Genomic DNA, 14,086 nt, shown 5'->3' with positions numbered 1-14,086 from the left:
TGGTTTACTATAACAACTATCGATATCAGTGGGACTTAAAAAAGATGACCCCTATTCAATATAGGAATCATCTTCTAGTTGCTTAATCTCTTTTTTTATTGTGTCCTTGACATAGGTGCCAGTTTAAGCAAATGTCTTTGTTAAAAAGATTGATGAAAAGGATGTTTCATAAAGACAAAGAACTTGTTTTTACCGCCTTTACCAATGACTCTTACTTTAAGGCAATTGCAAAACTAAAAAGTCATGAGATTAACTATACAATCAAGAATAAAATGGTAAATAGCCGCACTGCTAACCCTGTGTTATTCCATGACCAACAGGGGCCTGTACATTACGAAATCTATGTGAATAAAAAAGATGTACAGAAAGCTAGTCAAGTTATTAACCAAAATTAACAAAGGCGAAACCCCTTACATTTTGAACTGCACCCCAATTGTTAGAAATCATCTAACAATTGAGGTGCAGTTTTTTAGGTTAAATTTACTGGAGAAGATAAATTACAGGCAGTTACACGTTACTTAAATGGAAAGGAGAGTTCACGTGAGATAGTTCAATCTTTAGGAACTGACCATAAAGCGATTCTTAAATGGGTCAAACCATACGAATTTAATGGTGTTGAAGCCTTTATTAAGCCTTGTGTAAATTATCCCCAACAGTTCAAACTAGACGTACTAAATTATATGATTGAACATGGTACGTCCTTAAATGAAACAGCAGCGTTTTTTAAGATCCCTGCCCCTTCAACCATTATGGTTTGGAGAAAACTGTTCGAAACACAAGAATTAGATGCCCTTCGATCAAAGAAAACGGGGTGTCCATCCATGAAAAAGGAACCCAATCAACAACATAAAAAAGCACCTGTCAGAGGCTATACTGATGCACTTGAGGCTCGAATAAAAAATCTAGAAATGGAAAATGAGTATTTAAAAAAGTTGAATGCCTTAGTTCAAAACAAGGAAAAGTCACCAAATAAGACAAAGCGCAAGTAGTCTATGAATTAGGGCATGAATATCCGGTGAAAGCACCCGTAAAGCTAGCTAGTATTCCCCGAAGTACTTATTACGATTTAGTAAAACGAATGGGTCGTCCAGATCCTGATTCGGATCTAAAAGAAGAGATTAAAGCCATTTTTGAAGAAAATGAAGGACGTTATGGCTATCGCCGTATTGGAGATGAGCTTACGAACCGAGGTCACAGAGTAAATCACAAAAAGATTCAACACCTCATGAAGAAGTTAGGTTTAAAGTGTTTAGTGCGTATGAAAAAGTATAAATCGTATAAAGATATGGTTGGTAAAATTGCCCCCAATATTTTAGATCGCAATTTTATCGCAAAATGCCCCATATAAAAATGGGTAACAGATATTACGGAATTTAAATTAGTTGGAGAGAAACTCTATTTATCACCTGTTTTAGACTTATTTAATGGAGAAATTATTACCTATACAATTGGGCTCTAAACCAACATATTCCCTTGTCTCTGACATGTTAGAAAATGCTTTAGAACGCTTACCAGAGGACCAGCTACTCATGCATTCAGATCAGGGCTGGCACTACCAAATGGAGAAGTATCGTAAAAGACTTCAACCAAGAGGAATTGTAGAAAGTATGTCTCGTAAAGGAAACTCTTACAACAACTCTGTCATGGAGAACTTCTTTGCGATTATGAAATCCGAATTCCTATACTTGAAGGAATTTAAAAGTGTGGAGCATTTTAAAAAAGAGCTAGAAAAATATGTCGAATATTACAACACGAAACCGATGAAGACAAAATTAAAAATGAGTCCGGTGGAATACCGAACTTATTATACCCAAGTCGCCTGATGAAATAACCGTGTCTAACTTTTAGAACACTTCAATTTTTAAAATGGGGTTTTTGTTGGTATCTTCTTCTCTTTCATTTACAAGTAGGGCATGTCTTTTTTCTTAAATGACGCACCAATTGAAAATGGTACTTTAGCCTCTCTTCTTCAACACTTCTTTTAAAGTAGTCAGGTAATAAATCAACGTATCAAATCTAATTTACTTTTTAAACTTTCGATCCTTAAGCTTAATAGATATGCCATTTTTAGATTAACAAAAAGGAAGAGTGAATTTTTTAACATTATCATGTTTTCATTCATTCTTAGATTAGATCATGGAGAGTAACACTCTCTAGTTCTATGATGCCTCTTTTTCGATAAAAATGACTTAGCTTGTTAACTTATTCATCGTTTTTTCCATAGATCCTTTTTCTTGACAATGATACTGGTGTTTCTTAATTGCATCTTCCAATAACACAAAAAAGACCACCTTTCCTGCTTAAGTTTTCGCAGTAAAAGTAGTCTTTTGGTTAAAATAAGAAAAATAAAGCAATTATGATTAAAAAATCTGATGAAGGATTCACCTTTTTCACTTAGAAAAAAGGAAAAATTCACCTTCATAATTGCTCTCCATCAAATGATAAACGTTGATATGACAGTGATTCTAAGCACTTTTATTTTCCTTGCTGCTTGTTCATCGCAGCCATCATTTGATTGATTTTTTTCTGGGATGGTTTTTGCCCCATTTGCATCATCATCATTCTAAGCATTTGTTCATTGATTGGCGGATTTTTCTTTAAGTAGCTCATCATATATCTACGAGCGATGAAAAATCCTAACGCTACTCCACCAAGTAGAGCAACTACGATTAGTAGATATCCCCACCAAACCATTTTATTTCCTCCTTCATGTTGTCTATCATACAGTGTACTAGACCAAAGGCTATTATACAATATTTGCACCAAATTTTCCTACCTTTATGAAAGGTTTTCGGAAATTTAATCATTATTAATCGTTTGGCTAACATACAAAAGACGTTGATCATTTAAAAAAAGCTATTTGCTTAAACAAATTTCCGTTCCTTTATAGGCTTCAACCAACCATAACGATTATTCAATAAATCGATCGCTAAGAAAGCCCCTTCATTTTTCCGTAACACTTCAAAAAAACATGTTTCTGCTTCATAACTACCTTTGGCATTAATGGTTAAATAGCGATCAAAAATTTCTAGTTTAGCGAAGCTGCTTTTGCCATAAGAAACTTGATAGATCCCATTCTCAAACGAATAACCAGCGGTATTTTGCAATTGTTGTTGAATGTATTGATGGAGTCGAATACTAGGGATTGGCTTTGTAATATAAATAATTTGTTTAGTAATGATCGAATATAATTCTCCAAAGGCTGATTCATATTCTTTAAAAAGTTGAAAAAACATAGACTCTCTTCCTAAATAATGGGAGGCAAATTCATCTGTAATTATGTATAATTGATAACTTCTCAACCATAACTCCTCCTTCTTTCACATCCTTTCTTTTATTATATTAAAAATTAGAGCGGATGTTTGTCTTAAATAGTTGAAAAATTCCGCTTTTTTTGTCGAAACGATTGAAAATCATGCATCTTTCTTAATGAAAAAAAGATGGCCAATTCGCAAATAACGAATCAGCCATTTTAAAAGGAACTATTCTTTCTATTGATTGAGCAATGCTTTCACACGCGCAACAACATTTTTAACTGTAAAGCCATACTCTTCCATAATCTTCTCTCCTGGAGCAGATGCACCAAATTGATCAATCGCCAAGACATCGCCCTCATCACCAGTATATCGATGCCATCCGAGCGAAGTAGCCATTTCAATTCCTAAGCGTTTCTTAACATGTTTAGGAATAACACTTTCTTTATATTCCTCTGTTTGTTGTTCAAATCGATGCCATGAAGGCATGCTTACAACAGAAGCATGGATTCCTTCATTTTGTAAGGATTTTTGCGCCTCAACCGCTAGTGATACTTCTGAGCCTGTGGCAAGTAAAAGTACATCAGGAGTTTCCGTATTAGCAGGTGAAACAACATAAGCCCCCTTCGATACACCTTCATACGCCTTATCTGCTGTACCATTCAATGTAGGTAAGTTTTGACGTGTCAGTACAAGGGCCGTTGGACGGGTAGTCGATTCTACGGCAAGCTTCCATGCAGCAGCTGTTTCATTTCCATCAGCAGGGCGCAACACATCAAGATTTGGCATTGCCCGTAAGCTAGCTAACTGTTCAACCGGTTCATGTGTTGGTCCATCTTCGCCGACCGCAATACTATCATGTGTAAATACATAAGTAACGGGCAAATTCATTAGAGCTGCTAAACGAATAGCAGGACGCAAGTAGTCAGAGAAGACGAAGAATGTTCCGCCAAATACTTTTAAACCTCCATGAAGAGCCATTCCGTTCATCGCTGCCCCCATTGCGAATTCACGAACACCAAACCAAATATTTCTTCCTTCATATGATTCAGGTGTAAAATCGCCAACACCTTTAATCGTAGTTTTATTTGAACCTGCTAAATCAGCAGAGCCCCCAATTAAATATGGAAGGTTTTTCGCAATGGCATTTAAAGCCTCACCAGAAGATGCGCGGCTTGCTAAACTCTTTCCATCCTCATAAACTGGCAGCTCCTTATCCCAGCCCTCAACCAAATCGCCATTATTAGCGGTCTCAAATTGAACGGCTAATTCTGGATATTCTTGTTTATATGAAGCAAAAAGAGCGTTCCATTCTTTTTCTTTCTTTTCACCATTTTCAGCAACTAGCTTTTTAAATTGCTCGTACACTTCATTTGGTACATGGAAATCCTCTTCAAATGTCCACTTGTAGGCTTCCTTTGTTAACTTTAATTCATCAGCGCCCAAAGGAGCACCATGAACATCTGACTTACCAGATTTGTTTGGTGAACCATAGCCAATAACCGTTCTAACTTCAATCATCGTTGGATGAGTTTGATCACTTTTTGCTTCCTCAATCGCTTTTGCAATCGCTTCAAGATCATTTCCATCTTCAACGCGAATATATTGCCATCCATATGATTTAAATCTTTTCTCAATGCTTTCTGAGAATGAACGATCTAAATCACCATCAAGAGAGATATCATTTGAATCATAGAGCACAACAAGCTTACCAAGTTGTAAGTGACCGGCTAATGAAGCGGCTTCAGCTGAAACTCCCTCCATTAAATCACCATCGCCACAAATACTATATGTATAATGATCAACAAGCTCATAATTATCTTTATTATATACAGCTGCCAAATGTCTTTCTGCCATTGCCATCCCAACAGCCATAGAAATTCCTTGACCTAGCGGCCCTGTTGTTGCATCCACTCCTGGAGTATGACCATATTCAGGGTGTCCTGGAGTTTTGCTTCCCCACTGACGGAATTGTTTTAAATCTTCGATGGTAAGATCATAGCCTGACAAATGTAAAAGGCTATATAAAAGCATGGAACCATGGCCAGCAGATAATACAAACCGATCCCGGTTAAACCAATGTGGATTCTTCGGATTATGGTTCATATATCTCGTCCAAAGTGTATATGCCATTGGGGCAGCTCCCATCGGCATACCAGGATGCCCTGAATTCGCCTTCTCAATCGCATCAATGGATAATGTTCTTATTGCGTTAACCGATAATGCATCAACTTGTCCAAACATTTATTCTATCCCTCCTATTTATTCCTAACCTAAGTGAAATTTCGATAATAATCAACCAGTTGATTACCTCATATATCTATCATTTCTAAACAGAATGAAATCCACTCTACTTATTAAATATATAGCGGACGATTTGTTTTCTCAACAAAAAAGTCCAATTTGTTCCTATTTTGCCACTTTCGTATCCAATCTATGTGTCCATAACAAAAAGGAATACAGTTCATTGTATTCCTCAAAAAATTAATGCATTTTGTTTCTCTTTTGATATTCCTTAAGTTTTTTGGGGGTAACATCATTCCCTTTCGGATCTACAATTGTAACACCTTTAAGCGTATTTAACATTGAAGAACGGAAAGTTTCCAAGTACTCTTTTCTTAGTGCAGTTTGCTCCTTCGCTTCTTCCTCTGTTAAGCTTGACTGTTTCGCCTTTTTAGCTAATTCATTAATTCTAGCCAACTTTTCTTTTGATAGCATAATTAAGCTCCTTTTTATGTTTGTTACATCTATAGATTCTTCATAATATTCGTTTCATCATTCTATGCTCAAACTAAGTAAATTTCATATTACTAGAATCTATAAGTGATTACAAGCAAAGAGCCTAGTTTTCCTGCTTGTTAGCATCATCCATATATTCCTTATATCTACGATGAACGGTCGCTTTCGAGACAGGATATCCAAATCCTCTTAATGTCGCGGCAATTTCAGCGAAAGTCAACTCATTTCTGCGCAAGCGGATGATTTCTTCTACCGGTACCTCCAGCTTTTCTCTCCCGCTGTTGGAACCATGATTTTTAAGGTTTCTTTGGGGTTCATAACCACCTTTAACAGCTCGCCTCATACCTCTTTTAATTTTACTATTATGTAATTTCCTTTGGTATTCTTCCACCATTGCGACAATTTGTAAAACCATTGAATCCGATTCGGAGATTTGCAGTTCTCCGTTATGAGCAATCGTAAATAGAGAGACTCCCTCTTTCATAATGCAATGGAGCAAGGCGATTTTCGCATTGCCTCTTCCTAGCCTTGTCTCATCTTGAATAAGAACAGTTTTCACATCTTGTTCTTTAATGAGAGAAAGAAGTTCAAAGATGCCTTCACGCTCATAATCATAGCCGCTCGCTTTTTCTTTTATCACTTTAATGACGTCAAGTTGATATTGTTGAGCTAAGCTTAATAATTCTTCTTCCTGCCTTGCTAATGATGTTTCTTGAGTATCCTTATTTGTACTAACACGGCAGTAAATAATGGCTTTCATTGAATGGTCTCTATTCATTTTCTCGGCTGCTCGCAATATATAAGCCATCTTTCTTAACCGGAATGACGATGGAGTCTCCTACATAGATCGCCTCATCAATTTCATTCGCATTTTTTACCCACTTGATAAACTCGGCAGGAGAAAGCTGATGTTCGTCTGCGTACGTTTTGGCTAACTGCCATAAGGAATCCCCTTCTTCTACTTTAATTGTTAAATAATCTTCCTCTATAGGAGTAGGCGATTTTTCAGCCAACACTAATGCAAGTACAAAGCTCAAACCAATTAATAGAATTGCATAACAATATTGATTCCATAATTTCTTCATCTTTCACACCTCAAACTAAGAATATATGTTCGTTGTTAATCACATTATAATACGAACACTTGTTTCCAGTCAACAAAAATTCGAACTTATGTTTGTATCAGTTGGAAATACATGCTATAATCAAAGCAAGAAATAGAATTCGAGGTGTGTACTATGGTAAAGCTATCAAAAAGACAGCAAGATATTCTTGAATTTATAAAAGACGAGGTCAAGCTAAAGGGATATCCACCATCCGTAAGAGAAATCGGTGAAGCTGTTGGCCTCGCATCTAGCTCAACTGTTCATGGGCATTTAGCTAGACTCGAGAGCAAGGGACTCATCCGCCGGGACCCAACGAAACCACGTGCGATTGAAATTTTAGAAGCTGATGAAGAAGCCAATATTCCAAAAAGTAGAGTAGTAAATGTACCCGTTGTCGGAAAAGTAACAGCCGGACTACCGATTACGGCAATCGAGAATGTGGAGGAATACTTTCCATTGCCTGAGCGCTTTGCCGCAGACGACGAACATGTATTTATGCTAGAAATTATGGGAGAAAGCATGATCGAAGCTGGGATTTTGGACGGTGACTACGTCATTGTTAGACAACAGCAATCCGCTAGTAATGGAGATATTGTTGTAGCAATGACTGAAGACGATGAAGCAACGGTAAAACGCTTCTTCAAAGAGAAAGATTATATTCGTTTACAGCCTGAAAACTCAACGATGGAACCGATTATTTTGAGAAACGTCTCCATCTTAGGAAAGGTTATCGGTGTTTACCGTCATATACACTGAGCTTATCAATCTCGTAAAAGCAGGTTAACCTGCTTTTTTTTCCTTTTGAATAATTTTTCTTCATTTGCCTCATATTAAAAGAAAAAATTTGAAAGGATTTTTATATGAGCACTCTTACTTCTCAATTTCTAATGAGCTTACTCTCTTCTTCTCTTGTTATGAAATATAACTTAAATTGGCATCGCAAACTCATTCTTCTTTTCATTCCCCTTTTTATTCTTTTTACTTTTTTGCAAACAGAATATTTGCTTAAGAGAGTGGAGATAAAACAAACGAGGGAAACTAAAAAGTAACTCAGAAAAGTTTAGCAATATTATCCGCTATAGGTTAACTAAAAACTGATAGGTTCCGACAAGAAGAACTAAAAAATGATTACTAAAGACAACGATTAATTTTTCTTATCCTTCATTTTCAATCATTAAAATTTGAACATTTGCAAAATTACCGGGGCGCCTTTCGGGGGCGCGTCTTCTGTTTTTAATGTAATTTCTCCTTTTTGCACTGCATAGCAGTCCTTCGGCTGCAACACTCCGTTAATAAAAAGATTCATATATGATACTTGCGAGGGGGCAAGAATTACCTGCTTCCCTAATTCAGGAATTCCATCTACTTCCTTGTATGATTTTGATTCTCCATCTGAAACTGTGTAGTATTCGTATACTTCCACTTTTTTAGGAAGATGATGGCAGGAGATGACAGGAGGAATTAACGGAATGGTCAAAAAGGGTTTGATAAAATGATTGCGATCCCAATTTTTAGATGTCACCTTTTCTTTCCTCCTTTATGCTCACGATACATGCCTTTTTCAACATTATATAAATAGGTCGAGATTATGTGCTTGGTCTTACATTATCTATACGTAAGTTTAGTCAATAAATGACAACAGGCATAATATAGTAAAAACTTGGAAAGGAGGAGTTACCTTGCCCCTGCAGATTATGAAGCTAGCAATTAGCGCAACTTCGACGATTAGCACATTTCCAACTGTTGAAAGATTCTTCACTGAAGCGGCAGAACAAGTTACTGGCGATGGTACTTTAACGATTGCGGTTGAGGATTTCTGGACTGACACTGGAGCAGCTGCAGACACACTTCCAGAATTAACGGCTGACAATAGCTACATTAATGTTTATATAAATGGTGTGCTGCAAATGGATGACTTAATTGCCTACACGCCAGGTGCTACTGGTGTAGGACAATTAGTGATTACTGTTCCTACTGGTTCAACAATTGAAGCAGCATCTCCAGTCGTCCTAGTTGTCACAAACTTTGCGCCAACAAGCGATACAACGATTATCACCTAAGTAAATCTCACCTCTGAAAATGATATTTCAGGGGTTTGTTTTTTGCATATTACCATTTAATACGCATCAAAAAAACAGATGCCTGTCAAAAAACCTTTCAGTTTAACGGAAAAGCGTGCGAGACCAAGCATCACACGAAATGAGGCAAAAATCGTTTTATCAACAATTCTGTTAATAAAGCTTATCTAATAAAGTTTATATTGATGCTTCATAAAATATTGAATATAATTTATGAAATGCCTCTGTAGCTCTAGAAGGGAAGAGCGCCGGAAAACATTGTAGAACCGGGTCGCAAGGCAAGGGTTTCAGAAGCACCGAAAAGCAAATGAGCTGAGGCAGGTGAAATTCCTAGCCGGTGAAAATCCGTAGGGAAGCGTGTTCTCCCCTAGCCTATGCTTACGAAAGGAGTACGGGTTCGAATCCCGTCAGAGGCATCTCCTCATTAAAAAAATGATTAACTCAAGCGTGTGACTTTGCTGACTGAAGGATAATGAGCATTTATCCCGAAGATAGTTGTATGTTACGCTTCCCATCGTGCTCCATGCCTGATTCGCTCCCCAAAGCACAATCAATTGCGAATTGCGCAGATCAATACGGTCATTTATTCCATTGAAAGACCCTCATTCTCGAAAATTTTATAATCGTTCAATCTCTTTCCAGTTAGGCATCACATATCACCTATCCTCGGGTTTGTTTTGATCAAAGGAAAAAGCGCACAATTGGGCGCTTTTTAAATAGTTTAGCGGAAATAGGCTTAATTGGTTAAAAAAGTGTACCGACTCAAACCAAACGTAGATTGCACATCTACCCAAGGAGCAAAAGTCAGCGAATAACCTGCTTTCACCGATTCAAAACCCGGTATACAAGAACGCACAGTCGAATGATCAACTTCCCCTGTGACATTTCCTAATAGATTGTAATAATTATCTGTAATTGCACTCCCACTATTTCTTTCTACACTTTCAAATCCTTGGGAAAATGCATTATTTTTAGCTTCAAAGGGCTCTTCATAATCAGCAGTTATTTTTATGTAATCTCCGTAATTTTTTTCAAGAAACTTTTTCTGACAACTTGTAATATTTTTTGTTGCTAATTCAATGATACTTTTATCTTCAAAAAGAGATATCGCCCCATTAATTCCCATTTCCTTTGTATACTGAATTATCTCATCTTGCAATCCAACCAACTCATCATAGCTTTTATCAACATTTTTTACTTTGATTTCAATATCCTTATCTCTTAATTCAAGGATTTTATTGACTGCATTATCAACCTTTTTTCCTAAATTAGTATTTTCGAAATTTTTTACTCTTTGTATGATTACCTCTGATTGCTCATCATTAAAGTGATAATAACCATCTTTCTTAATTTCTTCTGATGTTAATCCTTCTTGCTCATAAATTTTTCGGATCTCTCTCAAGATTGCTGCTCGTATTTTACTCTCCTCAAAAAGCTGCTCTTCAAAATTTGGGCCAGCTCTATGACCCATTGCATATCCTTGCTCTTGTCCTAAAAAAATGAAAAAAGATGCTGTTAACAAAAGAGTACAGATCATTTTTTTCAACTTACTTCCTCCTTGTTATAAATATAAAGAGAATGTTCTAGTAATTTCATAATAACACACAGAACGTAAGCTAATCCTTACTTGTTCTGTCTTTTTAAAGGTTGTATTAAACATATTATTGAAAAAGGGATTTTAGGCTCATTCCGTGTGAAACCAAGGTTTCATACGGAATGAGCCTAAAATCAACACCGATATACAACAAAACCTAAAAAAATGATTTCTCGTTTGAATGATCCAAATGAGAATGTTCAAATCTTACTTTTCTATTGATCAGTGATATCCTCTCCTCTCACTCATCATTTCGATTTTTACTTCTTTAAATATTACAAGTCAAAACAAAAACCCTCAATAATGCTATCAAGGATTTTACTAATTAATACTTTTGCGATATTGCTCTCTTTTCTCATGGATGAACAACTGTAACACTAGAAAATGAAGAAAAGTAGTCTTATAAAGTAATGCAACACTAGTGGTTAATTATAAGAAAAATTAAAGAAGCATTTAGTTTAATTTACAGAATAACTGTTATTATAATTTTTCGTGTTTCTTGAAGAGGTAAAGGAAATATAAAGCACGATAATAATACCGAATAATAGAGTGATATGAAAAAGGAAATGAAGCGTATTTGGAACAATTCCATTCATTACTGGAAGGAAAGAATGGGTATCTCCAAACATTTGATTATATCTTTCGACTTTTTGTTCTGCACCATACCCAAATAAGTAAGGAATCCACCAGGATATTAGCACTCCAACAAAAATACATAACTGGTGGATTATTAGCCAAAGTTTAACCCAGATTGGATACCTTTTTCCCATGAATTTAACTAACAAGCCCATTAATATTAAAATTTGCCCTACATTAATCAATGTAACAGTGATTAATTCATTATATGAATTTGCTTCTCTAATGGCTTGAACGTCATTAAATGAACCTAAAGGAACCCAATCTTGTACGATCATAAAAAAAAACATAAAACTAAATCCAGCCAACAATAGTTTTTCTGAAATACGTATTTCTTTTTTCACAGATTCCCTCCTTTAAAATAACATACATTACAATTACAACAACTACAATTTAGCACATACAGATAACTCTTTCTATATCCCTAAGGTCTAATTTAATGTACGGCTTAGGTCTTAAAATTTATATGTATTTTAATTTAATGCTACAACGCCAACTCTGTTCCTATACTTCAATTCTTCTCCTTTTGAAAGAAACACCACCATTTGTATTATAGGTTCAACTTGAAATGAAAATATAACTGGTTAACCATTTTTAATCTCCACTTTCATAATATTAATAAATTCTAATTTATCGGCACTACGGAAGAGTTTTTTAATACCACGCTGTAAGCTTTTTGGAACCCAAGGCCAAGCCCATGGTTTCTTTTTCACAAACAAAAAGCCCCTGACGCTCAGAGCGCCAAAGGCTATAAACATTAATACATTTGCATATATTGCTCTCTTTCCCATGGATGGACTTGTGTACGGAACATATCCCACTCGATCTCTTTTGCTTCTAAGAAATGTTCTAAAATATGTTCTCCAAGAGCAGCAGTCATGATTTCATCTGCTCTAAGCTGATCTAATGCTTGCGCTAAAGTAGCAGGTAAATCTACAATTCCTTCCTCAATGCGCTCTTCTCTTGACATCACGTAAATGTTACGATCAACAGGAGCTGGAGGAGTTAATTTATTCTTGATGCCGTCTAGACCAGCGCTTAAAAGAACAGCCATTGCTAAATATGGGTTAGCTGATGGATCAACGCTTCGCACCTCAACACGAGTGCTTAGACCGCGAGAAGCAGGGATCCGAATTAATGGTGAACGGTTTCTAGCAGACCATGCTACATAACATGGAGCTTCATATCCAGGTACTAAACGCTTGTAAGAGTTAATTGTTGGGTTTGTTACTGCTGTAAACGCTGGTGCGTGTTTGATGATACCTGCAATGAATTGACGTGCGGTATCACTGAGCTCTAAGTTTCCAGTTGTATCAAAAAATGCATTTTTACCGTTAGTAAACAATGATACGTTGCAATGCATTCCAGAGCCGTTAACACCGAATAATGGTTTTGGCATGAATGTGGCATGTAAACCATGCTTACGAGCAATCGTTTTTACTACTAGTTTAAAAGTTTGGATTTGGTCACATGCAGTGATTGCATCTGCATATTTGAAATCAATTTCATGCTGACCAGGTGCCACCTCATGGTGAGAAGCTTCGATTTCAAAGCCCATTTCCTCTAATTCTAGTACGATATCACGGCGACAGTTTTCCCCTAAATCAGTTGGAGCTAGGTCGAAGTAACCACCGGCATCATTTAACTCAAGAGTCGGGTCTCCTTTTTCGTCTAACTTGAATAAAAAGAACTCTGGCTCTGGTCCCAGATTGAAGTCAGTGAAGCCTAACTCTTCCATTTCTTTCAAGATACGTCGTAAGTTATTACGTGGATCTCCTAAAAATGGAGTGCCGTCTGGATTGTAAATATCACAAATTAAGCGTGCAACTTTTCCTTTTTCAGCAGTCCAAGGGAAAATGACCCATGTATCTAAATCAGGATATAAATACATGTCAGATTCTTCGATTCGAACAAATCCTTCAATAGAGGATCCGTCGAACATCATTTTATTGTCCAAGGCTTTTTCGAGCTGACTGATAGGAATCTCCACATTTTTGATTGTTCCTAAAATGTCAGTGAACTGCAGGCGGATAAACTTTACGTTTTCCTCACTCGCCATTCTTTTGATATCATCTTTAGTAAACTTCGCCATTCTACTTCCTCCCTATTTTTACTTCTTGTTGGCCTCTCCCAACTAGTGACATGCTAGGAAAAGCTTTTATGACTTAAAAAAGCGAGACATATCTCCTTGACGAAGGGAAGAACGATTGAAACGACCAGCTTGCATCATTTCAGCCCTTAAAATCCTCCTCAATTCATCATCAGATAATTCACGTCTTACTTTTTTAGCTTCTTTCTCCATCTCCTCAGTTACTACTTCTTTCTCCTTCACAGCAAAAAGTTGTTTAATTCCAGCAAGATTAACTCCTTGGTCAATAAGATCCTTAATCTCAAGCAAAAGGTCAATATCATTAAGAGAAAACATTCTCCTATTTCCCTCTGTTCGCGCCGGAGAAATCAATTGGTGTTCCTCATAGTAGCGGATTTGCCGAGCAGTTAAATCAGTTAATTGCATCACAATTCCTATTGGAAATAGTGGCATCGTACGACGAATTTCACTTCCGCTCATGCGATTTTCTCTCCACCTTTCTATCATGCTTTTATTATATTTAATGTTAGGTTTTCTGTCAACAGATGTTAGGTTATATTACATGATTTTTTTAAATATTATTTTTCTTT

General features: G+C 36.5%; 16 protein-coding genes and 1 pseudogene. 5 read left to right on the top strand and 12 right to left on the bottom strand.

The features are described from left to right. From PZE06_RS20085 to PZE06_RS20075, 3 genes and pseudogenes are all read left to right on the top strand, one after another. The coding region (locus tag PZE06_RS20085; RefSeq protein ID WP_275791704.1) for an IS3 family transposase at window positions 1-86 on the top strand (86 nt) is incomplete at its 5' end. A 45-nt stretch (window positions 87-131) separates the two neighbouring features. Then, a complete protein-coding gene (locus PZE06_RS20080) occupies window positions 132-395 on the top strand; it encodes a hypothetical protein (RefSeq protein WP_150917231.1) in 264 nt (87 codons plus the stop codon). Window positions 396-476: 81 nt separating this feature from the next. Then, window positions 477-1,823, top strand: a pseudogene (locus PZE06_RS20075) (IS3 family transposase); the annotation flags it as partial. Window positions 1,824-2,475: 652 nt separating this feature from the next. Here PZE06_RS20075 and PZE06_RS20070 read toward each other — a convergent pair. The 6 genes from PZE06_RS20070 to yneA all read right to left on the bottom strand — a co-directional run bounded on the left by PZE06_RS20070 (window position 2,476) and on the right by yneA (window position 7,078). Beyond that, window positions 2,476-2,694, bottom strand: coding sequence for a YneF family protein (locus tag PZE06_RS20070; protein ID WP_150917233.1), 219 nt, complete (start codon window positions 2,692-2,694; stop codon window positions 2,476-2,478). A gap of 170 nt (window positions 2,695-2,864) precedes the next feature. Then, window positions 2,865-3,302 carry a sporulation inhibitor of replication protein SirA gene (gene sirA, locus PZE06_RS20065; protein WP_150917235.1) on the bottom strand — a complete coding sequence of 146 codons (438 nt, stop codon included), beginning with the start codon at window positions 3,300-3,302 and terminating at the stop codon, window positions 2,865-2,867. Between the two features lie 189 nt (window positions 3,303-3,491). Then, window positions 3,492-5,498, bottom strand: coding sequence for a transketolase (tkt, locus tag PZE06_RS20060; RefSeq protein ID WP_150917236.1), 2,007 nt, complete (start codon window positions 5,496-5,498; stop codon window positions 3,492-3,494). Between the two features lie 240 nt (window positions 5,499-5,738). Next, a complete protein-coding gene (locus tag PZE06_RS20055) occupies window positions 5,739-5,972 on the bottom strand; it encodes a DUF896 domain-containing protein (protein ID WP_150917238.1) in 234 nt (77 codons plus the stop codon). A 124-nt stretch (window positions 5,973-6,096) separates the two neighbouring features. Further along, window positions 6,097-6,753, bottom strand: a complete 657-nt coding sequence (locus PZE06_RS20050) for a YneB family resolvase-like protein (protein ID WP_150917240.1) — start codon at window positions 6,751-6,753, stop codon at window positions 6,097-6,099. Between the two features lie 10 nt (window positions 6,754-6,763). Next, complete coding sequence (gene yneA / locus PZE06_RS20045; protein ID WP_150917242.1) at window positions 6,764-7,078, bottom strand: cell division suppressor protein YneA; 315 nt, start codon at window positions 7,076-7,078, stop codon at window positions 6,764-6,766. A 153-nt stretch (window positions 7,079-7,231) separates the two neighbouring features. Between yneA and lexA the strand changes: the two genes are divergently transcribed. Continuing rightward, a complete protein-coding gene (gene lexA / locus PZE06_RS20040) occupies window positions 7,232-7,855 on the top strand; it encodes a transcriptional repressor LexA (RefSeq protein ID WP_150917244.1) in 624 nt (207 codons plus the stop codon). A gap of 418 nt (window positions 7,856-8,273) precedes the next feature. On the opposite strand, the gene PZE06_RS20035 is transcribed toward lexA, so the two are convergent. Then, window positions 8,274-8,621 carry a DUF4183 domain-containing protein gene (locus PZE06_RS20035; protein ID WP_150917246.1) on the bottom strand — a complete coding sequence of 116 codons (348 nt, stop codon included), beginning with the start codon at window positions 8,619-8,621 and terminating at the stop codon, window positions 8,274-8,276. A gap of 157 nt (window positions 8,622-8,778) precedes the next feature. On the opposite strand from PZE06_RS20035, the gene PZE06_RS20030 reads away from it, so the two are divergent. Then, on the top strand, window positions 8,779-9,159 hold the full coding sequence (locus PZE06_RS20030; protein ID WP_095308308.1) for a DUF4183 domain-containing protein: 381 nt from the start codon (window positions 8,779-8,781) through the stop codon (window positions 9,157-9,159). A 754-nt stretch (window positions 9,160-9,913) separates the two neighbouring features. Here the strand turns inward: PZE06_RS20030 and PZE06_RS20025 are convergent. The 5 genes from PZE06_RS20025 to PZE06_RS20005 all read right to left on the bottom strand — a co-directional run bounded on the left by PZE06_RS20025 (window position 9,914) and on the right by PZE06_RS20005 (window position 13,976). Next, complete coding sequence (locus PZE06_RS20025; RefSeq protein WP_150917248.1) at window positions 9,914-10,723, bottom strand: hypothetical protein; 810 nt, start codon at window positions 10,721-10,723, stop codon at window positions 9,914-9,916. A 506-nt stretch (window positions 10,724-11,229) separates the two neighbouring features. Then, the gene (locus PZE06_RS20020; RefSeq protein WP_150917250.1) at window positions 11,230-11,751 is read right to left on the bottom strand and encodes a hypothetical protein; all 522 of its coding nucleotides are present in this window, start codon (window positions 11,749-11,751) and stop codon (window positions 11,230-11,232) included. Between the two features lie 240 nt (window positions 11,752-11,991). Further along, window positions 11,992-12,120, bottom strand: a complete 129-nt coding sequence (locus tag PZE06_RS20015) for a hypothetical protein (RefSeq protein ID WP_263641568.1) — start codon at window positions 12,118-12,120, stop codon at window positions 11,992-11,994. Window positions 12,121-12,164: 44 nt separating this feature from the next. Next, window positions 12,165-13,499, bottom strand: coding sequence for a type I glutamate--ammonia ligase (gene glnA / locus PZE06_RS20010; RefSeq protein ID WP_095308283.1), 1,335 nt, complete (start codon window positions 13,497-13,499; stop codon window positions 12,165-12,167). A gap of 66 nt (window positions 13,500-13,565) precedes the next feature. Continuing rightward, entirely contained in the window at window positions 13,566-13,976 is a 411-nt protein-coding gene (locus PZE06_RS20005) for a MerR family transcriptional regulator (RefSeq protein ID WP_095308270.1), read from the bottom strand. Window positions 13,977-14,086: the final 110 nt, after the last annotated feature.

Source organism: Robertmurraya sp. DFI.2.37, from assembly GCF_029211245.1.
GTDB lineage: Bacteria > Bacillota > Bacilli > Bacillales > Cytobacillaceae > Robertmurraya > Robertmurraya methanolica_A.
Note: the sequence above shows the minus strand (reverse complement) of the source record. Positions and strands in the feature narration are given on the sequence as shown.